Source organism: Rhodococcus sp. FH8 (assembly GCF_019266085.1).
Taxonomy (GTDB): Bacteria; Actinomycetota; Actinomycetes; order Mycobacteriales; family Mycobacteriaceae; genus Rhodococcus_F; species Rhodococcus_F qingshengii.
Genome location: NZ_LPNQ01000080.1, coordinates 359,121 through 379,690, shown reverse-complemented (window position 1 = coordinate 379,690; position 20,570 = coordinate 359,121). Strand labels below are relative to the sequence as shown.

Genomic DNA, 20,570 nt, shown 5'->3' with positions numbered 1-20,570 from the left:
CCCAATTTGAGAGCCAGCTCACAGACCCGCCAGGAGCCATCAGTGTCCACTTCGACGACCGAAAAATCAGACATTTCGGAAACCGCGCCGCATTGCCTCGTGGAGAAGCGTGGCCACGTTCTCATCGTGACCATGAATCGCCCCGAGCGTAAGAACGCCATCACCGGCGAGATGATGGCGATCATGGTCGACGCCTGGGATCAGGTCGACAACGACCCCGAAATTCGTGTCGCCATCCTCACCGGTGCGGGCGGCGACTTCTGCGCCGGCGCCGACCTCAAGAACATGTCCGCCAAGCCGCCGGGAGATTCCTTCGCGGGCGGTGGCGTCGACATGTCCAAGATCGAAGGCCTCCTCAAGGGCCGTCGGTTGACCAAGCCACTGATCGCCGCCGTCGAGGGTGCAGCTATCGCCGGCGGAACCGAAATCCTGCAGGGCACCGACATCCGCGTCGCGGGTGAGAGCGCCAAGTTCGGCGTCTCCGAAGCCAAGTGGGGGCTCTTCCCGCTCGGCGGTTCCGCAGTGCGTCTGGTGCGACAGATTCCGTACACGATCGCGGCGGACATCCTGCTCACAGGTCGTCACATCAAGGCTCCCGAGGCCAAGGAGATCGGGCTCATCGGCCACGTGGTCCCGGACGGCCAGGCCCTCGACAAGGCGCTGGAGCTCGCGGACCTGATCAGTGCAAACGGCCCTCTCGCCGTGCAGGCGATTCTCAAGACCATCCGCGACACCGAGGGCATGCATGAGGAAGAGGCCTTCCAGATCGACGCACAGCTGGGTATGAAGGTGTTCATGAGCGCCGACGCCAAGGAGGGCCCGCGGGCTTTCGGTGAGAAGCGGGCGCCCCAGTTCAAGGGTGTCTGACCCACCCCTGTCTGAGCCACCCCCGTCTGACCGACCCCCGCCTGAGCCCCCTTTCCTGTCCGCTCTCGGTCCCACCCACCCCCTTTTCGAGCGAACGTACCTTTCGGCGCCTTCAGTGCGCCGAAAGGCACTTTCGCTCAGCCGGTTTCGTCCAATTTCACCCATCTCGACCTCGCGAACACCTGCGGCCGGGGACGTGACTGCGCCAATCTGTAGTGCGCACGCAGGTCCTCGATCACGCGATCAGGGTCCGTTCGCAGTGCACTGGGCACCGTCGGCAACACGATGATTCCCGCATTCTGCATACGCGTCCGACGCTCCACCGTGCGCTTGTAGTCCGTCGGCGCGGCATGCCATTCCAAGGAGTCGATGTCCCACGCGAAGGCAACCGAATCGATCCATCCGTCCGGAACTGCGATGAAGTCCCCGTTGGCATCCCGGATCTCATGGTTGAACAACATTTCCGGCAGCCCGCTCCGCTGCCACAATTTTCGCGCGTGAACCTCCGGAACCGAGTGGACGTTCGCGTTCACTTCGCGCAACACGACCCGAGGTAGCGCGGAACCCCGACTGCTACCGGCTTCGAGTTCCTTCGCAAGTTCGCGCACCGAGACATCGCCGCGCTGAACAGCCTCAGCGATGAGTGCCCGTGTGGGATCGAGCGCCTTGTACCGCCTCGCAGCGTCGAGTAACGCTCGCGGCAGCGGAGCACAGCGCAGACCGTTCCGAATCTCCGGCTCGGGCAGTCGAACAGTGCGCTCCACCGTGACGAACCCAACCGATTGAACTCGACGGTCGATGGGGATGAGCACCTGCACATCCCCCGAGTGCGTTCGATATCCGTACTCCGACATGGCTGATCGCCCCGTCAGCAGGGAATCGTCACCGCTCAACATGAGCGCAGCGATCGAGCGTTGACGTGGCGTCGGTTGACCGTTTCTGAGCAGAATGACCCCCGGCAATATGCGCTGCCACGGTCCACCTACCCGACACCGGGTGTGCACTGCGGAGTTGGACACGCCCAATCGCGCCAACTCCGCCGTTCGGATCACTCCGCTTCGACTGACGCGGTAAATCGCGTCCAGATCATCGCCCCACGTTCCTCGCCGCATGGTTGCAGCATGACTCGAGCATCAGCGCGGGCCCCGGCGGCGAACTGGGGTTTCGGTGCGCCTGTGGATAACTTTGGGCGAGCGAAAGGTACGTTCAGCGCCTCAGATGCGCTGAACGTGCCGTTCGCTCGAAGAAAAAGGGGGGTACCGCTCGAAAATGGGGGGTGCCCCGCTCAACCACCCACCGCGGCCGCGAGCTCTCGCACATGGTCGGCGTCGCGGCAGGTCACCAGCAGCATCGTGACTCCGGCTTCCTCCCAACGCTTCACGTCTGCGCGCACCTCGTCGACGTTGCCGATGATCATGGTCTCGGTGACCATCTCGTCGGGGACGACGGCAGCAGCTTCGTCCTTGCGGCCCGACATGAAGAGGCGACCGATCTCGTCGACCTCCTTCTCGTAGCCCATCCGCTTGTAGACCTGCGCGTGAAAGTTCAACTCCGGGGCGCCCATTCCGCCGACGTAGAGGGCGGTCATCGGCTTGAGAGCGGCGATGGCAGCGGCGCGATCGTCAGTCACGATGACCTGGCACGTGGCGGCCACCTCGAAATCTTCGCGACTACGACGGGCCCCGGCGCGAGCGAAGCCTTCGTCGAGCCACTTGTTGTACATCGGGGCCAGGCGCGGGGTGTAGTAGATCGCCAGCCAGCCGTCGGCGATTTCACCGGCGAGCGCGACGTTCTTCGGCCCTTCGGCGCCGAGCCAGATCGGGATGTCCGCACGCAGCGGGTGCGTAATGGGCTTGAGCGGCTTGCCAAGTCCCGAACTGCCCGGTCCCGCATACGGCAGAGGGTAGTGGGGACCGGGACTGGTGACGGGCGCTTCACGGGCGAGGACCTGGCGCACGATCGAGACGTATTCGCGGGTGCGCGCGAGCGGCTTCTCGAACGGCTGGCCGTACCAACCTTCGACGACCTGCGGTCCGGATACGCCGAGCCCGAGGATCGTTCGCCCACCGTTGAGGTGATCGAGAGTGAGCGCGTGCATGGCACAGCTGGTCGGTGTTCGCGCCGAAATCTGTACGACGGAGGTCCCGAGACGGACGTTCTCGGTGCGCGATCCCCACCAGGCGAGCGGGGTGAAAGCGTCCGAGCCCCACGACTCCGCCGCGAAGACCGCGTCGAATCCGGCGCCTTCCGCGGCCTCGATCAGTTCCGGGGCGTTTGCCGGCGGCTGTGCGCCCCAGTATCCGAGTTGCAACCCAAGCTTCATCGCAGGCCTCCACATTGCCGGTGATCAGAAGTGACTCTTGCCACAATCTCTAGAACCTGTTCTACTCGATCTTGTGACCATCGGAAAGAGCGGGGTGGCCGACAAGCCCCTGAGCGCACCATTGAATCTCCATTTCGACTACACCAGATCGACGGGACCGACCATCGGCGCGTTCGTGACTGCCCTGCGTGATCGCAAGGTGATCGGCGCACGCGGGTCGAACGGTCGTGTCTTCGTGCCGCCACCGGAATTCGATCCGGACACGGCCGAGCCACTGACCGACTTCGTCGGAGTCTCCGACGGCGGAACGGTCGTGAGTTGGACGTGGATGCCCGAACCCATCGAGGGTCAACCCCTGACGAAGCCTTTCGCGTGGGCCCTGATCAAGCTCGACGGCGCGGACACGTCCATGCTCCACGCGGTCGACGTCGACTCCCCCGACGACATCAGCACCGGCCTGCGGGTTCGTGCTCGCTGGGCGTCGGAGCGGATCGGGCAGATCAAGGACATCGAGTGCTTCGAACCAGGTGAGAGCGAAAATGGAATCGCGACAGTCGATTCCAGCGCCGATCCTGTCACCATGATCACGACGCCTGTCGATCTGCACTTCATGCATTCCGCTTCGGCCGAGGAGAGTTTCTACCTCCGCGGTCTCGCAGAAGGCAAGCTCATCGGTGGTCGCAGCGGACCCGAAGACAAGATCTACATCCCACCGCGCGGCGCGAATCCCACCAACGGGAAGCCGACGAGCGAGCAGATCGAACTGCCGGACAAGGGAATTGTCACCACCTTCTGCATCGTCAACGTCCCGTTCCTCGGGCAGCGAATCAAACCGCCCTACGTGGCCGCCTACGTGCTTCTCGACGGGGCTGACATTCCGTTCCTGCACTTGATTCTCGAATGTGATGCCGCGGACGTACGGATGGGCATGCGCGTCGAAGCCAAGTGGAAGCCTCGCGAAGAGTGGGGTTACACCCTCGAGAACATCGAATACTTCCGGCCGACAGGTGAACCCGACGCCGAGTACTCCACCTTCCAACACCACCTGTGAGGCTCCTGAAATGACTTCTGCAGACATCGCAGTCGTGGGCTTTGCTCAGGCACCCCACGTCCGCGAAACCAACGGCACCACCAACGGCGTCGAGATGCTCGTCCCGTGCTTCCAGCAGCTCTACAGCGATCTGGGAATCACCAAGTCAGACATCGGCTTCTGGTGCTCCGGATCTTCCGACTACCTGGCCGGACGAGCGTTCTCCTTCATCTCGGCCATCGACTCCATCGGAGCGGTCCCGCCGATCAACGAATCTCACGTCGAGATGGACGCCGCGTGGGCCTTCTACGAAGCGTGGATCAAGATCTTGACCGGTGAGGTCGAGACCGCGCTGGTGTACGGATTCGGCAAGTCCTCCGCCGGGCACCTGCGCAAGATCCTGTCCATGCAGCTCGATCCGTACCTCGTCACTCCGCTGTGGCCGGACTCCGTCTCGATCGCCGGACTTCAAGCCCGACTCGGACTCGACGCGGGTAAGTGGACGCACGAGGACATGGCGGAGGTTGCCGCTCGTAGCCGTCGTCACGCGCTGAGCAATCCGAAGGCTCAGCTCGCAGGCGAGGTCGACATCGAGGCCCTTCTCGCCAGCCCCTTCCTCGCAGATCCGTTGCGCGCACACGATTGTGCGCCCATCACCGACGGCGCGGCAGCAATCGTCCTGGCCTCGGGTAACCGCGCCCGCGATCTCTGCGAGCGGCCGGCGTGGATCACCGGACTCGAGCATCGCATCGACTCCCCCAACCTGGGTGCACGTGACCTGACCACCTCACCGTCCACTACGTCCGCAGCCAAGGCGGCAACGGGCGGCGAGGTCGGCAACATCGACGTCGCCGAACTGCACGCACCGTTCACTCACCAGGAATTGATCTTGAAGGAAGCGATCGGCCTGACCGACGCCACCACGATCAATCCGTCCGGCGGTCCGCTCAGCGGCAACCCACTGTTCGCCGGTGGTCTGGAACGAATCGGCCACGCCGCCAAGGCAATCTTCGACGGCCAGGCGAATCGCGCTCTGGCCCATGCAACAAGCGGCCCTGTGCTGCAGCAGAACCTGGTAGCAGTCTTGGAGGGACGGAACTGATGGCCGGAACGCCTCAACTCGCGGCCGTGCTCGGCACCGGCCAAACTCACTACGTCGCAAAGCGTCACGATGTCTCGATGGCGGGCTTGGTTCGTGAAGCCATCGACGCCGCGATGCTCGACGCCAACGTCGGCTGGGACGACATCGACGCCGTCGTCATCGGAAAGGCCCCCGACTTGTTCGAGGGTTCGATGATGCCCGAACTCGCCATGTCGGATGCTCTGGGCGCCAACGGAAAGCCGTTGCTGCGTGTTCACACTGCCGGCTCGGTGGGCGGTTCGACGGCTATCGTCGCCTCCAGCCTGGTCAAATCCGGTGTCCACAAGCGGGTTCTGACGGTTTCCTGGGAGAAGCAGTCCGAGTCGAACGCCATGTGGGCGCTGTCCGTACCGGTTCCGTTCAACATGCCCGTCGGCGCCGGTGCCGGTGGATACTTCGCCCCGCACGTCCGTTCGTACATTCGTCGATCGGGCGCACCGGAGCACATCGGCTACCTCGTCGCGGTGAAGGATCGGCTCAACGGCAGCCTCAATCCGTATGCGCACTTGCGGCAGCCGGACATCACTCTCGAATCGGTACAGGCATCTCAGATGCTCTGGGATCCGATCCGATACGACGAGACCTGCCCGTCCTCTGACGGCGCGTGCGCTCTGGTGATCGGCAACGAGGAAGCGGCCGCACAGGTCGAGGCCGAGGGTCGTTCGGTCGCGTGGATCCACGCGACGGCCATGCGCACCGAGCCGACCTTCTATGCCGGACGCGATCAGGTCAATCCGCAAGCCGGCCGTGACGCTGCAGCAGCACTGTGGAAGTCAGCGGGAATCACCGATCCGCTGAACGAGATCGACTGCGCCGAAATCTATGTCCCGTTCTCGTGGTTCGAGCCGATGTGGCTCGAGAACCTCGGCTTCGCGGAGGAAGGCCAGGGCTGGAAGCTGACCGAGGCAGGTGAAACCGCGATCGGCGGCAAGCTCCCGGTCAATGCCTCGGGCGGTGTTCTCTCCTCCAACCCGATCGGCGCCTCGGGCATGATCCGATTTGCCGAGTCGGCGATGCAGGTCATGCACCGCGCCGGCGATCACCAGGTAGCCGACGCGCGCAAGGCTCTCGGCCATGCCTACGGCGGTGGCTCGCAGTACTTCTCGATGTGGGTCGTCGGCTCCGAACGTCCCACCACGTAAGCAGCAGCACACACGCCGATCAGGAAGAGGCCGAAGATGAAGTACACCGTCGGGGTTGCCATGAACCCCTTGGACCAGTTAGCCGGTATCGCCAAAACTGCCGAGGAATGCGGCTTCTCGTCGATCGCTCTCCCCGATTCACTGTTCTTCATGGAAACACAGGCGGCGGATTACCCGTACACCCCGGACGGGTCTCGGATGTGGAATGCCGAGACCCCCTGGGTCGATCCGCTCATCGCCGCGGCTGCAATGGGCGCGGTGACCGAGAAGATCGAGTTCTACACCCAGGTGCTCAAGCTGGGTAGCCGCAATCCCGTCCTGCTCGCGCGGCAGGTCGGTTCGGTGGCGGCATTGACGAACAACCGTTTCGGCTTCGGCGTCGGAATCGGTTGGGCTCCGGAAGAGTTCGAGTGGTGCGGCGCTCCGTACAAGCGTCGGGGCGCACGTGTGGACGAGATGATCGACGTCCTCAAACTGATCCTCGGCGGCGGCATGGTCGAGTATCACGGTGAGTTCTTCGATTTCGATCGCCTGCAGATGAGCCCGGCCCCCACCAAGCCGGTTCCGTTCTACGTCGGCGGCCACACCGAGGTCGCACTCAAGCGTGCTGCGCGAGTCGGCGACGGTTGGACCTCGGCGATGATCAAGTTCGACGACCTGGTGGGTGTGATCGCACGACTACGCGAACTGCGCGCCGAGTACGGCCGCGAGAACGAGCCGTTCGAAATCCAGACGGTGTGCATCGACCGTTTCGGCAAGGACGGTTACGCAGAGCTCGAAGATGCCGGCGTCACGGACATCATTACCGTGCCTTGGGTTTTCGACGGAATCGGATTCGATGCCCCACTGGAGGCAAAGCAGGATTCGATGCGCAAATTCGCCGAGCAGTACATCAACTGAGGAGCCGCGATGACCGACGAACACCCCGCCCGCGTCGCGGGTAACGCTTCGCGCGCCGCAGCGAGTGGCAAGAACAAGGAAGCCTGGCTGGACCTCTTCGCCGAGGACGGTTGGGTGGAAGATCCGGTCGGGCCTTCGGGCTTCGATCCCGAAGGCAAAGGCCATCACGGGCGCGAAGCGATCTCCAAGTTCTACGACATGACGATCGCGAACGCGGACAAGCTCGAATTTCTGATCGACGATTCCCTGGTGTGCGGCAACGAGAACGTCAACATCGGCAAGATCCGAACCACCATCGGCGGCTCGATCATCGACGCCGAGGGCGTGTTCGTCTACCGGGTGAACGACGACGGCAAGATCGCGTCGCTTCGAGCATTCTGGGAAGTGGACCGTGCAATGAAGACGGCACGCAAAGCCTGAGAACCCACAGTACGAGCGCGGCCCCGGTCATCGACCGGGGCCGCGCTCGTCGTATTCGAATCAGCCCGTCGTACTTGCACCGAGAAGCTCGAAATGGTTTCCTGGTTCCCAACGTCGCGTGTCGATGACGGACTGCGTCAGGCATGGAGGCGTCGTACCGCAAGGGGTCACTCATGACCATTTCGTTCAATCACACCATCATCGCCGCAAAAGACCGACAAGAGTCTGCGTGGTTCTTCACTCACATGTTCGGCCTTCCAGGCCCGGTCGAAGCCGGCTACTTTCTCGGCGTTGAACTCGAGCACGGCGTGACGTTGGACTTCGCACAGGTGGAAGAAGGCGCCGAGGTTGCGTCTCAGCACTATGCTTTCCTCGTCTCCGAGGATGACTTCGACGGCATCTACCAGCGGATACAGGCGCTGAAACTGGATCACTGGGCCGATCCGCGCCAGTCGAGTACCGGCTTCAACACCAACGACGGTGGGCGTGGGGTCTACTTCCTCGACCCGTCGGGACATTTCCTGGAAGCCATCACCAAACCGTACGGCGGCTGAATTGGAGATTGAACTACAAACGGCGGCGCCTACGGGAGATGAGGGATCCCGCAGACGCCGCCGCAGTTCCAGGTTGCCAACAAGTGGCTCCCCGGAACGTCTACTGTAGTTCTGCGTGTTCGAGAGTGCAGAGGCAACTCCCGAAAACTTACACAGAACCTACTCGCCGGTTACCAGGTCAGTATATGTCCGGATCAGTGTTTGACCGGGCAGCCCGATGTCTTGTAATCAACCTGAAACTCTTTGATGCCGTTGAGCCAGCCCGAGCGAAGGCGTCGGGGATCCCCGAGCCTGGTGATGTCGGGTAGGTGATCGGCGATCGCATTGAAGATCAGATCGATTTCCAGACGGGCCAAGTTGGCGCCGATGCAGTAGTGCGCACCGGTGCCGCCGAATCCGAGGTGCGGATTGGGGTCACGCATGATGTCGAACTTCGTCGGGTTCTCGAAGACGTCCTCGTCGAAGTTGGCCGACGCGTACATCATCACGACGCGATCGCCCTTCTTGATCTTCTGTCCGCCGAGTTCGGTGTCTTCGAGCGCGGTGCGCTGGAAGGAAGTCACCGGGGTCGCCCAACGAACGATCTCGTCGGCCGCCGTCTTGGGGCGTTCCTTCTTGTACAGCTCCCACTGGTCGGGATTGTCGAGGAAGGCAACCATGCCGTGTGTGATGGCATTGCGAGTGGTCTCGTTACCCGCGACCGCAAGCAGGATCACGAAGAAGCCGAATTCCTCTGGGGAGAGCTCATTTCCGTCGATGTCAGCTTCGATGAGCTTGGTGACGATGTCATCGGCGGGACACTTCTTGCGCTGATCCGCCATCTGGTACGCGTATCCCAGAATCTCCATCGAGGCTGCCTGCGGGTCGATGTCGAACTCGGGATCGTCGTACGACGTCATCTGGTTGGACCAGTCGAAGAGCTTCATTCGATCTTCCTGCGGCACACCGAGAAGCTCGGCGATTGCCTGCAGCGGAAGTTCGGACGCGACCTGAACCACGAAGTCACCGGCACCGCCGGCAGCCGCGGTCGTGACGATCTTTTCGGCACGCTCGGTCAGTTCCTCGCGCAGGCTGTTGATGGCGCGCGGGGTGAATCCACGAGATACCAGCTTGCGCAGCTTGGTGTGCTCCGGAGCGTCCTTGTTGATGAGAATGAATCGCTGCATCTCGACGTTCTCACGCGGGATGTCGTCGGCGAAGCGAGGAATCGCAGTGTTCTCGTGGGTCGAGAAGATGTCGCTTCGCTGCGAAACTTCCTTGACCTCTTCATGACGGGTGACCACCCAGAAGCCCTCGTCCTGGAATCCACCGATTTCCGGGGGCTGCGGATTCCACCACACGGGGGCCGTCTTCCGGAGTTCGGCGAACTCCTCGAACGGCATGCGTTCCGCGTAGATGTCGGGGTCCGTGAAGTCGATTCCCTCGGGGAATGCGGGCTGTGCCACTGATGTCTCCTGCCCTAAGCCTTTTCATCACAGGGGTGATGGGGATCCGTGATGTGTAACACGTTCTACTCTCATTGAAACACAAGCCTGCTTACTAGGAAAGGAAACGTCGGCAGGTCTTGCTTCCCGCAGAGAACCTGTTCTACTTTTTCATTACAAGGAAAGGAGCCCGCTGTGGGCACACCAGTAATCGTCGAGGCTGTCCGTACACCGATCGGCAAGCGCGGAGGTTGGCTCGCCGGTCTGCACGCCGCCGAGATCCTCGGAGCTGCACAAAAGGGAGTTCTCGACCGGTCGGGAATCGACCCGTTGCTGATCGAGCAGGTGATCGGCGGCTGCGTCACCCAGGCCGGCGCTCAGTCCAACAACATCACGCGCACGGCCTGGCTGCACGCCGGACTTCCGTGGCAGACCGGCGCAACCACCGTGGACTGCCAGTGCGGTTCGGCCCAGCAGGCGAACCATCTGATCGCCGGTCTGATCGCCACCGGCGCCATCGACGCCGGTATCGCCTGCGGCATCGAAGCCATGAGCCAGGTTCCCCTCGGCGCCAACGTCGGCGATCAGGCCGGACCGCGCCGACCCGCGACGTGGGACATCGACATGCCCAACCAATTCGAAGCTGCAGAACGCATCGCGCGTCGACGCGGACTGACCCGCGACGACGTCGAAGCCCTCGGCGTCCGCTCGCAGGCGCTGGCCAAGCAGGCTTGGGAGGAAGGACGTTTCGACCGCGAGGTTCTCGAACTCTCGGCACCCCAGGTCGACAAGGAAGGAAACCTCACGGGCGAGACCAAGGTCGTCAATCGCGATCAGGGCCTGCGCGATACGACGGCGGAGTCCCTTGCCCGACTGAAGCCCGTCCTCGAAGGCGGGATTCACACGGCCGGAACGTCTTCCCAGATCTCCGACGGCGCGGCCGCAGTCCTGCTCATGGACGAGGACAAGGCTCGCGCGCTCGGATTGAAGCCGCGAGCCCGCATCATCGCCCAGGCGCTGGTCGGCTCGGAACCGGAATTCCACCTCGACGGACCGGTGCAGGCAACCAGCCGTGTCCTGGAGAAGAGCGGAATGAAGATCGGCGATCTCGATCTGTTCGAGATCAACGAAGCATTCGCATCCGTCGCACTGTCCTGGGCTCAGGTTCACGAACCTGACTTCGACAACGTCAATGTCAACGGCGGCGCGCTCGCTCTCGGCCATCCGGTCGGCAGCACGGGATCTCGCCTGATCACCACCGCACTGCACGAACTCGAGCGTCGCAGCGGCTCGACGGCTCTGATCACGATGTGCGCCGGCGGCGCACTGGCCACCGGAACCATCATCGAGCGTATCTGAGATGACTACTCCCCCAGCCAAACCCAAGGGACTCGACGCTCCGGCGACGGTCAAGATCATCAAGTGGATGTCGAAGGCGAACGTCGCGATGTATCGCGCCACCGACGGGCGGCTGGGTAGCAAGTGGCGGGTCGGCAGCGCGTTCCCTCGCGGGCTGCCGATCTGCCTGCTGACCACCACCGGTCGCAAATCCGGCGAGGAGCGGATCAGTCCGTTGCTGTTCCTCGAGGACGGCGAGAACGTGATTCTGGTGGCGTCGCAAGGCGGTCTTCCGAAGAACCCGATGTGGTACCTCAACATCAAGGCAGACCCGGTGGTGACGGTGCAGATCAAGTCTCGGATCCGCTCGATGAAAGCCCGCGTCGCGACCGAGGACGAGCGTGCTCGGCTGTGGCCGATGTTGAGGGCGATGTATCCGGATTTCGACAACTATCAGGCCTGGACCGACCGGGTCATTCCCGTCATCGTGTGCGAGCCACTGAAGAATTAAACGGACTGTTTACAACAAAACGTTTACATCGACCCGGGTTCGTGCCACCCTGGGTTCATGACCGATGACCAGTTCAGACCGATCGATTCCGGCCGCGAACGCGCACATCGCGAGTACGCCGGACTCTTTCGAATCAGCGAGCGCCACGGCGCGACCCCAAGCCAGCGCGCGCGGCAATCTCATCCGGAGATGCTCGAGCCCTACGGCGCGGTGCGCGTCGTGGCTCGTCTTGCGGGTGGCACCGACACACCGCAGCCGAACGAACCCGAGGTCGACGATGCCGACGTCATGGCTGCGTTGACTCTGATCCCCAAGGCCCGAGCCGAAATGGAACAGCTGGAAGCACTGTTCCTCGGGATTGCCCGCGAACGGGGCATGACCTGGCAGGACATCGCTTTCGGACTGGGACTCGGAAGCACTCAAGCCGCCCGCCAGCGCTACGAACGGCTCGTTCGCCGCACCGGAGGCTGAACGCGTGCCATAACCGGCGAGTTGGAGCACTATTGACTCGTACGGTCCGCACGGCGTTTCGACAGAGCCTCGAACACAGCAAGGAGTCGCATATATGACGACGCATATTCAAGATCAAATCCTGGACCGACGCGAGATCACCTCAGCCCTCGTGCGTGCGCTGGAGCGTCGCCACGAGGTGCTGGACGCAGTGGTCGACAGCAAGGACCACCAGGAGGCACTGACCACCGTCGCGGAACTCCTCGGCACGTCGGAAGCAAATGCCGAAGCAGTTCTGAGCCTCAAGTTCAGCGCACTGACCAAGGCAGCGCGCGATCGCATCCAGGGCGAGCTGGAGAATCTCGACGCCACTCTCGAATGGACGACGCTCGATCGTCCCGCGAGCAGCGGGCAGAACTTCACCCTGCGTCCGTTCAGCGACAGCGCAGAAGACAAGGCACTGTTCACGATTCGCTCGGCCGAGCAGCTCGGCGAAGACGGCAAGCCGTGGAGCGAGGATCGGATCGAAGCCGAGCGCGTCGGCGGTCTCGGTCGGATCGACGACGAGAGCGCTGCCTGGTTCGTCGCCGAGGACGTCTCCGGTGACGGCCCGAAGAGCGTCGGCCTGGTATTCGGCGAACTCGACGGCCAAGAGGTGAACGTGGCGATCTGGATCGCGCCGGAATCTCGCAAGAAGGGCTACGGCACCGCCTGCGTGAAGCATTCGCGGCGCGAACTCGCAGCTGAGTTCCCCGGCACCGTCTTGGTGGTTCGGGCGCCCGCGTAGGCGGCACGCCGCCTGTGAGTGGTTGAGGAGTTCCTGCACTCCTTAACCACTCACAGGGCCGGAGGCCCTACGCCCCGTACACCGGCGTCGGAATCTCCGCCTTCTCCAACAGCGTTGCCACGACGGGCCCGATCTCCTTCGGGTCCCAGCGATCTCCCTTCTCCTCGCTCGGGCCGTGACGCCAGCCCTCCGCGACGGTGATCTTTCCGCCCTCTACCTCGAACACCCGGCCCGTGACGTCCTTGGACTCGGCGCTACCGAGCCAGACGACCAGCGGCGAGATGTTCTCGGGAGCCATGGCGTCGAAGCCCTCTTCCGGAGCTGCCATCGCTTCTGCCATCGCCCCGCCCGCGCCGACAGTCATGCGTGTGCGCGCAGCAGGCGCGATCGCGTTGACACTGACTCCGTAATTCTTGAGCTCGGCGGCGGCCTGGATGGTCATCTCGGCGATGCCGGCCTTGGCCGCGGCGTAGTTGCCCTGGCCGATCGAACCCTGCAGTCCTGCACCCGAACTGGTGTTGATGATGCGTGCGTCGACGGTCTTGCCTGCCTTGGCCTCGGCGCGCCAGTAGGCAGCTGCGTGACGGAGCGGCGCGAAGTGCCCCTTGAGGTGCACGCGGATCACCGCGTCCCACTCGCCCTCGCTCATACCGACCAGCATGCGGTCCCGCAGGAAGCCTGCGTTGTTCACGAGTACGTCCAGGCCACCGAAGGTGTCGATCGCGGTCTTGATCAGATTCTCGGCGCCCGCCCAGTCGGCGACGTCGTCTCCGTTGACCACTGCTTGGCCACCGGCGGCGATGATCTCCGCGACAACCTGCTCGGCCGGACTCTCACCGGTCGCGGAACCGTCGGCACCCGCACCGATGTCGTTGACGACAACCTTGGCGCCCTCGGCAGCAAATGCCAATGCATGCGCACGTCCGATACCGCGGCCAGCCCCGGTGATGATGACTACGCGTCCGTCGACCAATCCACTCATATTTGTCTCCTAATGCACTCTGCTCGGGCTTGTCGGCTCCGCTTGTGTGCTAACTTACCAAGCAATCGCTTGGTTTGGTACACAGACGTAAGGAATCCCGATATGGGCATCAGCACCTCCTCCGAGGGAACCGGCATCACCACGGTCACCATCGACTACGCGCCGGTCAATGCAATCCCGTCCAAGGGATGGTTCGAGCTTGCCGACGCCATCCTCGACGCGGGCAAGGATCTCAACACTCACGTGGTGATCCTGCGAGCCGAGGGACGCGGATTCAACGCCGGCGTCGACATCAAGGAGATGCAGGCCACCGAGGGATTCGACGCGCTGGTCGCCGCCAACCGCGGTTGCGCCGCGGCCTTCGCGGCCGTCTACGACTGTGCTGTACCCGTCGTCGTGGCCGTCAACGGATTCTGTGTCGGCGGCGGCATCGGACTCGTCGGCAACGCGGACGTGATCGTCGCTTCCGACGACGCGATCTTCTCCCTCCCCGAGGTCGACCGCGGCGCACTCGGCGCTGCCACACACCTCTCGAGGCTGGTGCCACAGCACATGATGCGCACGCTCTACTACACCGCACAGAGCGTCGACGCACACACACTCAAGCAGTTCGGCAGCGTCTACGACGTGGTCCCGCGCGAGAAGCTCGACGAGTGCGCTCGCGAGATCGCCGCGAAGATCGCCGCCAAGGACACCCGCATCATCCGGTGCGCCAAGGAAGCCATCAACGGCATCGACCCGGTGGACGTCAAGGGCAGCTACCGCCTCGAGCAGGGCTACACCTTCGAACTCAACCTCCTCGGCGTGTCCGACGAACACCGCGACGAGTTCGTCGCCACCGGCAAGCCGCGCGAGAACGCAACCCAGAAGGAAGGCTGAGACAAACATGGCTAGCAAGCGTGACAAGACGAAGTCGCTCGACGAGGTAGTCGGCGAACTCCGCAGCGGAATGACGATCGGCTTGGGCGGCTGGGGATCTCGCCGCAAGCCGATGGCCTTCGTGCGTGCGATTCTGCGTTCGGACGTCAAAGACCTGACCGTGGTCACCTACGGCGGACCGGATCTCGGACTGCTGTGCTCGGCCGGCAAGGTCAAGAAGGCATACTACGGTTTCGTGTCCCTCGACTCCGCGCCGTTCTACGACCCGTGGTTTGCCAAGGCACGCACCGCCGGTGAGATCGAAGTCCGCGAGATGGACGAGGGCATGGTCAAGTGTGGCCTCGAAGCAGCTGCCGCTCGCCTTCCCTTCCTCCCGATCCGCGCCGGCCTGGGTTCGGATGTCCGCAACTTCTGGGGCGACGAACTCAAGACCGTCACCTCCCCGTACCCCGAGGCCGACGGCCGCTCCGAGACCTTGATCGCGATGCCTGCGCTCAACCTCGATGCGTCGTTCGTTCATCTCAATCTCGGTGACAAGCACGGCAATGCCGCGTACAACGGCGTCGACCCGTACTTCGACGACCTGTACTGCATGGCCGCCGAAAAGCGATACGTCTCCGTCGAACGCATTGTCGAGACCGAGGAACTGGTCAAATCCGTTCCACTGCAGAACCTTCTGCTCAACCGCATGATGGTTGACGCCGTCGTCGAGGCACCCAATGGTGCGCACTTCACGTTGGCCGGCGAAAGCTACGGCCGCGACGAGAAGTTCCAGCGTCACTACGCCGAGTCCGCCAAGACCCCCGAGTCGTGGCAGGCGTTCGTCGACACCTTCCTCTCCGGCAGCGAAGAGGACTACCAAGCCGCAGTAAAGAAGTTTGCCGATTCATCAAAGGCAGGGGAGCAGGCAAAATGAGCGAATCCACCGTCACCCGCGCAGAGTACGTTGTTCTCGCTTGCGCTGAAATCTTCTCCGGTGCAGGCGAAATCATGGCCAGCCCGATGTCGACGTCGTCCACCATCGGCGCTCGCCTGGCTCGACTCACCACCGAACCCGACCTGCTGATCACCGATGGTGAAGCCCTCATTCTCGAGGACACTCCGGCCGTCGGAACAAAGGGCCCCGTCGAAGGATGGATGCCTTTCCGCAAGGTGTTCGACGTCGTCGCTTCCGGCCGCCGTCACGTAGTCATGGGCGCCAATCAGCTCGATCGCCACGGCAACCAGAACCTCTCCGCCTTCGGCCCGCTTCAGCAGCCGACGCGTCAGATGTTCGGTGTGCGCGGCGCCCCGGGTAACACCATCAACCACGCGACGAGCTACTTCGTCCCCAAGCACTCCAAGCGAGTGTTCGTCGACAAGGTCGACGTGGTGTGCGGTGTCGGCTACGACCAGATCGATCCCGAGAATCCGGCTTACAAGTACCTGAACATCCCCCGCGTCGTCACCAACCTCGGTGTCTTCGACTTCGGCGGACCAGGAAACACCTTCCGCGCGTTGAGCCTTCACCCCGGCGTCACCGCCGAAGAGGTAGCCGAGAACACCTCGTTCGAGGTTGCCGGACTCGCCGAGGCCGGTATCACCCGTGACCCCACCGTCGAAGAACTTCACCTCATCCGCGAAACCCTCGATCCGCGCAACCTCCGGGACCGTGAGGTCTCGGCATGACCCCCACCCTGAAGACCGCGCTGACCGAACTGGTCGGTGTCGAGTACCCGATCGTGCAGACGGGTATGGGCTGGGTTTCCGGTCCCGCTCTCACGTCGGCAACGGCTAACGCCGGTGGTCTCGGCATCCTGGCTTCGGCCACGATGACGTACGACGAGCTCGAGCACGCGATCAAGAAGACGAAGCAGCTCACGGACAAGCCGTTCGGCGTCAACATGCGTGCCGACGCCACTGACGCCCCGCAACGCGCGGATCTGCTGATCCGTGAAGGCGTCAAGGTCGCGTCGTTTGCGTTGGCTCCCAAGAAGGAACTGATCGCCAAGCTCAAGGACCACGGCATCGTCGTCGTGCCCTCGATCGGTGCCGCGAAGCACGCGGTCAAGGTTGCATCCTGGGGCGCGGACGCCGTCATCGTCCAAGGCGGCGAAGGTGGTGGCCATACCGGCGGTGTGGCCACGACATTGCTTCTCCCCTCGGTTCTCGACGCGGTCGATATTCCGGTCATCGCCGGTGGCGGATTCTTCGACGGCCGCGGGCTGGCTGCCGCACTGGCGTACGGCGCTGCCGGTGTCGCGATGGGAACGCGATTCCTTCTCACCAGCGACTCTTCGGTGCCCGATTCCGTCAAACAGGAGTATCTCAAGCGCGGACTGACGGATACGACTGTCTCCCGCAAGGTCGATGGCATGCCTCATCGTGTGCTCAACACCGACCTGGTCAACAGCCTCGAAGGTTCCAGCTATGCAACCGGTTTGATCGCCGCGGCCAAGAATGCCACAAAGTTCAAGGCCATGACGGGCATGAAGTGGTCGACCCTCGCCAAGGACGGTCTCGCGATGAAGCGGTCGGGTGACCGCACGCTGATGCAGATCATCATGGCAGCCAACACCCCGATGTTGCTCAAGGCCGGACTGGTCGAGGGCAACACGGAAGCCGGTGTTCTTGCTTCGGGTCAGGTTGTCGGCATGATCAACGATCTGCCCAGCTGCAAGGAACTGATCGAAAGCATCATGGAAGGTGCCGCGGGGCGTATCGACGCGCTTGCGGCTCTTCGCTGACACAGCTCTATCCGAGTGCGTCTCCCCCACTGCGCTTTACGCGTAGTGGGGGGAGGCGCACTCTTTGCGTTTGTCGGACTATCCCGTCTTCTCCTGCTCGAACCCGTCGATCATTCCGAAATACTGCGAGATCGCTGCTGCCGCCATCTGTACGGGAGCGGCGTTCCGCTTGTCTATCGTGCCGCGAATCAAGGGCCCACAAATCGAGAGACCTACTGGCATGTGGTCGAGCACCCCGATTCGCGCACCGATACAGCCCATCCCGGAATTGCAGATTCCGAACGCAACTGAGTGTTGGCGAACGCCATTGGCGTTGTGCGACGATGCCACCGATCTGTTGCCGGCGCTCAACAGTGACTTCCCGATGGTCGACGCTTGCGCTGGGATACGTGAGCCGACGCGAGTCTGAAGGTCGGGGACCATCAGGCTCCCGATCTTCTGGATGTAGCGCACATGGTTTCCTTCCAACACCCCGAGGTGCACGGCGTGTCCAGTCACGAAATGTAATTGCTGAAGTAGGGGCGTAACCACTCGATCCACTTTGTTTCGATACAGCGAGAGCGCGCCCAGATCTCCTAGCTTGTCGCCTATCTCGTACTCGAGTCCTTCGCGGCGTAGCCAGTTCATCCTCACGAGTTTCAGTAGCATCCGGTGCACGGACGATCGCGGAATCCCGGTTCGGCGCGCCACCTCCCCCAATGTCAGCCGAGGCGCGTCACGAAAGCAGTCCACCACCACCGACAGTCTGTCGAGAGTTGACATGGGGATGGACTCTTCGGTGATCGGTCCGACCAACATCGATGTCTCCGTTCCGGTGGCCCGCCGCTTCGGCAGCCAACATTCGTTCCGCCCATCTGAGCTTCCGTGGACACACGACGCCAGTACGTTTCCCACGCAGCGGGAGATGCATCTGCATGGGCTCTCACCAGCACCTATACCGATGATCGGTCATGTTCGTTGAGCCCGAATCCATCCCTCGTCACAGTGATGACCGGAGCCCATCAGATCATGCGGCGCCGAGCAGAACGCTTCAAAATCAGGAGGACACATGAATGCTTCATCCCCGTCGACAGGCGTGATCATCACCGGCGGCGCATCCGGAATCGGATTGGCCTCCGCCCGCGCGCTCGCGGCGATCCGACGACCAGTCGCTCTCTGGGATATCGACGAGGCAAAAGCGGTCGATCAGGCAGCAGTGATCTCCTCCGAATTCGGCATCGACGCCATCGGAGTGGGAATCGATCTCACGAGAGCGGACGACTACGCGGCCGCATTGGCCACAACCCGTTCCTCACTTCCCTCCATCGGCGGACTTGTTCACTCCGCCGGGGTCGTCGATATCGGATCCCTCGAAGGAGTGACGCTCGACGTGTGGGAGACGGGTATCAACACCCATCTACGTCCGCTCATCCTGTTGGTTCAACAGTTGATGCCTGATTTCACGGCCAATCCCGGTTCGGCAATAGTCGGAATCGCTTCGATCAACGCAACTTTGGGCAATGCAATCAACCCTGTCTACTCCGCTGCAAAGGGTGGGATGTTGTCGATGGTCCGATCGCTGGCGGACCGACTGGGCCCGGACGGCATTCGGATCAACTGCGTCTCTCCCGGACAGATTCTGACCCCTCTGCTTCAGCCGACCGTAGACGCATTGGGTGACGGGGCATTCGAACGACGCATCCTCCTCGGCAGGCTCGGTCGCCCGGAGGAAATCGCACACGCTGTCCGCTTCCTGCTGTCCGACGAAGCAAGTTACATCACCGCAACGGAATTGGTTGTCGACGGCGGCAACATCTCGTCGCAACGTATGTGACTTGCCCAGAGATTCACACCCCTTCGACTGTCGTACAACGTCGCTCGGTCCAGCCCACCGGGTGCACTCACGAAAGGAAGAACATGACAATTGCGGATGTCAATGAATCGGAAGAGGTTCGCATCATCGACCAGGGAGAACCTCCCACTCGATTTGCCCGCGGATGGCACTGCCTCGGCCTCGCCAAGGACTACAGCGACGGGAACCCGCATTCCGTCGAAGCTTTCGGTACCAAACTGGTCGTCTTCTCCGACTCGCATGGCGAACTGAAGATCCTCGACGCGTACTGCCGTCACATGGGCGGCGACCTGAGTCAGGGCACGGTCAAGGGCGATTCGATCGCGTGCCCCTTCCACGACTGGAGGTGGGGAGGCAACGGTAAGTGCACCGCGATTCCCTATGCTCGACGTGTCCCCCCGCTTGCCAAGACCCGCGCTTGGACTGCGCTCGAACAAGACGGGCTGCTCTTCGTCTGGCACGACCCCGAAGGCAATCCGCCTCTTGCCGAAGTCGCTATACCGATCATCAAGTCTGCGGAGCACGAGTGGACCGATTGGGTCTGGAAGTCGATAGTCATCGATACGAACTGCCGAGAAATCGTCGACAACGTCGTTGACATGGCGCACTTCTTCTACGTGCACTTCTCGTTCCCCACCTATTTCAAGAACGTCTTCGAAGGACACGTCGCCATCCAGGAGCAGAGCGGCATCAACCGCGACGACATCGTGACCTGGACCGACCCCGACGTACCGAAGTTGGTGTCGAATCTTTCGACAGCGGCCTACCACGGACCGTCGTTCATGATCGACGACTTGCGCTACGTCTACGAGAACTTCACGACCGATTCGGTGCTGATCAACTGCCACTACCCGGTGAGCCCGAACAAATTCGTACTCATGTACGGCATTACCGTCCAGAAGTCCGCAGAGATGCCCGCCGAGTTCGCCGATCAACTTGTCGACGCGATGATCGGGTACATCGGCGTCGGATTCGAACAGGACATCGAGATCTGGAAGAACAAGACCCGTATCGACAATCCACTGCTCTGCACCGAGGACGGCCCGGTCTACCAACTACGCCGTTGGTACGAACAGTTCTACGTGGACGTCGCCGACATCACCCCGGACATGGTCGACCGTTTCGAATTCGAGATGGACACAAGCAAACCCATCGAAGTGTGGAAGCAGGAAGTCGCTGACAACATCGCACGCAGGGCCGCCGCAGGAGTAGGGCAATGACCATGGAACCGCTGGACTGCGAGCGGTGCGGAACATACGTCCTGG

At 62.5% G+C, this 20,570-nt stretch carries 22 protein-coding genes; 17 read left to right on the top strand and 5 right to left on the bottom strand.

All coding sequences use genetic code 11. The features are described 5' to 3' along the window. The first annotated feature begins 42 nt into the window (after nucleotides 1-42). A complete protein-coding gene (locus tag ATN38_RS28505) occupies nucleotides 43-867 on the top strand; it encodes a crotonase/enoyl-CoA hydratase family protein (RefSeq protein ID WP_007734275.1) in 825 nt (274 codons plus the stop codon). A 137-nt stretch (nucleotides 868-1,004) separates the two neighbouring features. On the opposite strand, the gene ATN38_RS28500 is transcribed toward ATN38_RS28505, so the two are convergent. Next, nucleotides 1,005-1,979: a hypothetical protein gene (locus ATN38_RS28500; protein ID WP_042920440.1), complete on the bottom strand. Its 975-nt coding sequence runs from the start codon at nucleotides 1,977-1,979 to the stop codon at nucleotides 1,005-1,007. A gap of 173 nt (nucleotides 1,980-2,152) precedes the next feature. Further along, the gene (locus ATN38_RS28495; protein WP_019746980.1) at nucleotides 2,153-3,190 is read right to left on the bottom strand and encodes an LLM class F420-dependent oxidoreductase; all 1,038 of its coding nucleotides are present in this window, start codon (nucleotides 3,188-3,190) and stop codon (nucleotides 2,153-2,155) included. A 73-nt stretch (nucleotides 3,191-3,263) separates the two neighbouring features. Here ATN38_RS28495 and ATN38_RS28490 point away from each other — a divergent pair, with 73 nt between their 5' ends. The 6 genes from ATN38_RS28490 to ATN38_RS28465 all read left to right on the top strand — a co-directional run bounded on the left by ATN38_RS28490 (nucleotide 3,264) and on the right by ATN38_RS28465 (nucleotide 8,377). After that, on the top strand, nucleotides 3,264-4,241 hold the full coding sequence (locus tag ATN38_RS28490; RefSeq protein ID WP_019746979.1) for a Zn-ribbon domain-containing OB-fold protein: 978 nt from the start codon (nucleotides 3,264-3,266) through the stop codon (nucleotides 4,239-4,241). 10 nt (nucleotides 4,242-4,251) lie between these two features. Next, nucleotides 4,252-5,322 carry a thiolase domain-containing protein gene (locus ATN38_RS28485; protein WP_007734273.1) on the top strand — a complete coding sequence of 357 codons (1,071 nt, stop codon included), beginning with the start codon at nucleotides 4,252-4,254 and terminating at the stop codon, nucleotides 5,320-5,322. Next, nucleotides 5,322-6,503, top strand: a complete 1,182-nt coding sequence (locus tag ATN38_RS28480) for a thiolase domain-containing protein (RefSeq protein WP_007734272.1) — start codon at nucleotides 5,322-5,324, stop codon at nucleotides 6,501-6,503. Before ATN38_RS28485 ends, ATN38_RS28480 begins: the two co-directional genes overlap by 1 nt. A gap of 36 nt (nucleotides 6,504-6,539) precedes the next feature. After that, nucleotides 6,540-7,403, top strand: a complete 864-nt coding sequence (locus tag ATN38_RS28475; RefSeq protein WP_019746978.1) for a TIGR03619 family F420-dependent LLM class oxidoreductase — start codon at nucleotides 6,540-6,542, stop codon at nucleotides 7,401-7,403. A gap of 9 nt (nucleotides 7,404-7,412) precedes the next feature. Continuing rightward, on the top strand, nucleotides 7,413-7,823 hold the full coding sequence (locus ATN38_RS28470; protein ID WP_007734269.1) for a nuclear transport factor 2 family protein: 411 nt from the start codon (nucleotides 7,413-7,415) through the stop codon (nucleotides 7,821-7,823). Nucleotides 7,824-7,996: 173 nt separating this feature from the next. Continuing rightward, nucleotides 7,997-8,377 (top strand): VOC family protein, encoded by a 381-nt coding sequence (locus ATN38_RS28465; RefSeq protein WP_020906296.1) that lies wholly within the window; start codon nucleotides 7,997-7,999, stop codon nucleotides 8,375-8,377. A gap of 194 nt (nucleotides 8,378-8,571) precedes the next feature. Here ATN38_RS28465 and ATN38_RS28460 read toward each other — a convergent pair whose 3' ends face one another. Then, nucleotides 8,572-9,822, bottom strand: a complete 1,251-nt coding sequence (locus ATN38_RS28460) for a cytochrome P450 (RefSeq protein ID WP_007734267.1) — start codon at nucleotides 9,820-9,822, stop codon at nucleotides 8,572-8,574. 174 nt (nucleotides 9,823-9,996) lie between these two features. On the opposite strand from ATN38_RS28460, the gene ATN38_RS28455 reads away from it, so the two are divergent. From ATN38_RS28455 to ATN38_RS28440, 4 genes are all read left to right on the top strand, one after another. Then, the gene (locus ATN38_RS28455) at nucleotides 9,997-11,160 is read left to right on the top strand and encodes a steroid 3-ketoacyl-CoA thiolase (protein ID WP_218749151.1); all 1,164 of its coding nucleotides are present in this window, start codon (nucleotides 9,997-9,999) and stop codon (nucleotides 11,158-11,160) included. Nucleotide 11,161: 1 nt separating this feature from the next. Beyond that, a complete protein-coding gene (locus ATN38_RS28450) occupies nucleotides 11,162-11,650 on the top strand; it encodes a nitroreductase family deazaflavin-dependent oxidoreductase (RefSeq protein WP_054188074.1) in 489 nt (162 codons plus the stop codon). Nucleotides 11,651-11,707: 57 nt separating this feature from the next. Beyond that, complete coding sequence (locus ATN38_RS28445; RefSeq protein ID WP_007734258.1) at nucleotides 11,708-12,121, top strand: hypothetical protein; 414 nt, start codon at nucleotides 11,708-11,710, stop codon at nucleotides 12,119-12,121. A 94-nt stretch (nucleotides 12,122-12,215) separates the two neighbouring features. Beyond that, nucleotides 12,216-12,887, top strand: a complete 672-nt coding sequence (locus ATN38_RS28440; RefSeq protein ID WP_003945460.1) for a GNAT family N-acetyltransferase — start codon at nucleotides 12,216-12,218, stop codon at nucleotides 12,885-12,887. Nucleotides 12,888-12,954: 67 nt separating this feature from the next. Here ATN38_RS28440 and ATN38_RS28435 read toward each other — a convergent pair whose 3' ends face one another. After that, a complete protein-coding gene (locus ATN38_RS28435) occupies nucleotides 12,955-13,869 on the bottom strand; it encodes an SDR family oxidoreductase (RefSeq protein WP_218749150.1) in 915 nt (304 codons plus the stop codon). 102 nt (nucleotides 13,870-13,971) lie between these two features. Between ATN38_RS28435 and echA20 the strand changes: the two genes are divergently transcribed. From echA20 to ATN38_RS28415, 4 genes are read left to right on the top strand one after another with little or no spacing between them, the layout of a single operon-like run. Next, on the top strand, nucleotides 13,972-14,748 hold the full coding sequence (gene echA20, locus ATN38_RS28430) for a (7aS)-7a-methyl-1,5-dioxo-2,3,5,6,7,7a-hexahydro-1H-indene-carboxyl-CoA hydrolase (RefSeq protein WP_218749149.1): 777 nt from the start codon (nucleotides 13,972-13,974) through the stop codon (nucleotides 14,746-14,748). A 7-nt stretch (nucleotides 14,749-14,755) separates the two neighbouring features. After that, nucleotides 14,756-15,664 carry a cholesterol ring-cleaving hydrolase subunit IpdA gene (ipdA, locus tag ATN38_RS28425; RefSeq protein ID WP_042449482.1) on the top strand — a complete coding sequence of 303 codons (909 nt, stop codon included), beginning with the start codon at nucleotides 14,756-14,758 and terminating at the stop codon, nucleotides 15,662-15,664. Further along, a complete protein-coding gene (locus tag ATN38_RS28420; RefSeq protein WP_042920450.1) occupies nucleotides 15,661-16,416 on the top strand; it encodes a CoA-transferase subunit beta in 756 nt (251 codons plus the stop codon). The genes ipdA and ATN38_RS28420 overlap by 4 nt, the downstream gene beginning before the upstream one ends. Beyond that, a complete protein-coding gene (locus tag ATN38_RS28415) occupies nucleotides 16,413-17,474 on the top strand; it encodes a nitronate monooxygenase family protein (protein ID WP_007734249.1) in 1,062 nt (353 codons plus the stop codon). The genes ATN38_RS28420 and ATN38_RS28415 overlap by 4 nt, the downstream gene beginning before the upstream one ends. Before the next feature lie 78 nt (nucleotides 17,475-17,552). On the opposite strand, the gene ATN38_RS28410 is transcribed toward ATN38_RS28415, so the two are convergent. Further along, the gene (locus ATN38_RS28410; RefSeq protein WP_007734248.1) at nucleotides 17,553-18,272 is read right to left on the bottom strand and encodes an IclR family transcriptional regulator; all 720 of its coding nucleotides are present in this window, start codon (nucleotides 18,270-18,272) and stop codon (nucleotides 17,553-17,555) included. A 250-nt stretch (nucleotides 18,273-18,522) separates the two neighbouring features. Here ATN38_RS28410 and ATN38_RS28405 point away from each other — a divergent pair, with 250 nt between their 5' ends. Together ATN38_RS28405 and ATN38_RS28400 are read left to right on the top strand one after the other, a co-directional pair. Continuing rightward, nucleotides 18,523-19,287 (top strand): SDR family NAD(P)-dependent oxidoreductase, encoded by a 765-nt coding sequence (locus ATN38_RS28405; protein ID WP_007734247.1) that lies wholly within the window; start codon nucleotides 18,523-18,525, stop codon nucleotides 19,285-19,287. Nucleotides 19,288-19,370: 83 nt separating this feature from the next. Continuing rightward, complete coding sequence (locus ATN38_RS28400; RefSeq protein WP_007734246.1) at nucleotides 19,371-20,525, top strand: Rieske 2Fe-2S domain-containing protein; 1,155 nt, start codon at nucleotides 19,371-19,373, stop codon at nucleotides 20,523-20,525. The last annotated feature ends 45 nt before the right edge of the window (nucleotides 20,526-20,570 follow it).